General features: G+C 65.0%; 1 protein-coding gene. It reads left to right on the plus strand.

Annotation, left to right across the window (positions count from 1 at the left end; translation table 11 throughout):
• Window positions 1–268: 268 nt before the first annotated feature.
• Window positions 269–1,279, plus strand: coding sequence for a hypothetical protein (locus tag ACIBEF_RS32415; RefSeq protein ID WP_396797232.1), 1,011 nt, complete (start codon window positions 269–271; stop codon window positions 1,277–1,279).
• The last annotated feature ends 246 nt before the right edge of the window (window positions 1,280–1,525 follow it).

A 1,525-nucleotide genomic window follows, 5' to 3' on the forward strand; every position in this document is an offset into this window, starting at 1 on the left:
CGGCCGCGGTCGGTGGGGTCGGTGCTTCGTCGCTGTGGCCGGGGCGAAGTGCGTGAAGAGGCGTTCGTGGTGCGCGGGATGAACCGAACCGGCGAGGCGGCCGTTGGAGAGGATAGTCGGGCGGCTGCGCCCTATGCGTCATCTTTGGCCACTTGGGTGGCGCGACTCGTTTCAGGAAGGCCCCATTGTGTCGCCGACTGCATCGGTCAATTCAGAGTTCTTCGCCTATCTCGATGATCCCTCTGTGAAGTGGCACGGGGTGCAGCCGATGGATCTGGGGTTCGTCGGGAAGACCCTCAGCGGGGGCCTGGAAGCCACGTTCGATCATGCCGGCTGGAACAGCCTGAGCGTCGCAGGCTCCCCTGGTACGAGCATCAAGAATGCCCATGACATCACCTCTTTCATGGCTTACTCGATGGAAACCAACCGTCTTACGATGGCCATCCGCACCGACAAAGTTGCCCGCCCGAACGAGCACCAGCAGTGGTTCAGGGACGAATACATCACGACGGACAGGATCCCGTCGGCTGGCATCGTGGCCGTGGCCGCCAACGAGCGGACCCTCGCCACGCCCTTGTCCGAGCTGAAGCTGAGCGTGGATGACAACTTCGAGTTCGCCCGTCAGCTCGACCATTTGCAAAGCAACATCGACTGGGCCCGTCGGCTGTGCGGAGCGGCCGTGGGGGAAGCCCTGCAAAAGAGCTTGTTGCCGCCAATGCCGGAGGGAGAACGCAGGTTGAAACCCGGTGTCCCGAAGCTCATACGCATGCAAGAGAGCATCTTTCGGGAAGCCGCCGAACGTCTGCGCGCGGAACTCGGCAGGGAACCGACGGTGCGCGACGCCCTCGAACTCACTATCCGCGAGGCCGGGAGTTCCGCCGTCATCCTCACCTGGGACAACCGAGCCAAGCAGGCTCTGCAAGACGTCAACAGCCGCATCATCCGCAAGGAGCCGAACATCCCCTCCCTGCCGGAAGTGGCCGAAGAAACTCGCACGACGTCCACCGTCCCCGCACTTGTGCCGCAGCCGTCCACTGCCCCGGTAGCAGGCGACGTAGCCCGGCCAAGCGCGGCCACCGGTGTCACCTCCTCGACACGACACGCGATGCGCGCTGCCGCGGCGAGCATCTCCAGCACCATCACCGCCGGTAGGAAGGGCCGGGCCGGCACTGCCGCACCCGCCGCGGAGCGTGAGCGTTCCTCGTGGCAGCTTATCCGGTCCGCGCTCAACCCTTCCGCCGCCCGCCCGGGCACCCCTTCTGCAGGCCGCACCCACTGAGGCCGCTGAAACGCGCCCGATGAGATCCGCGCGGACACTCGACCCCGGCTGATCATGGGGACAGCCCTTGATCGATCATTCCTTTTCTCTAGTGCGGCAGCCGCCGTTCGTGATCATGGCTGAAATTCGAGGTTGAGGCGGCGTGTGTAGTGGGCTCGGGCTCGGGCTTGGTGCAGGCGTCGCCAGTTTGACCAGTGCAGACGGTGGGCGAGGTCGCTGATCGGGCGGATGAGGAAGGCGTTGGTC

It is taken from the genome of Micromonospora sp. NPDC050795 (assembly GCF_044456785.1).
Classification (GTDB): Bacteria; Actinomycetota; Actinomycetes; order Mycobacteriales; family Micromonosporaceae; genus Micromonospora.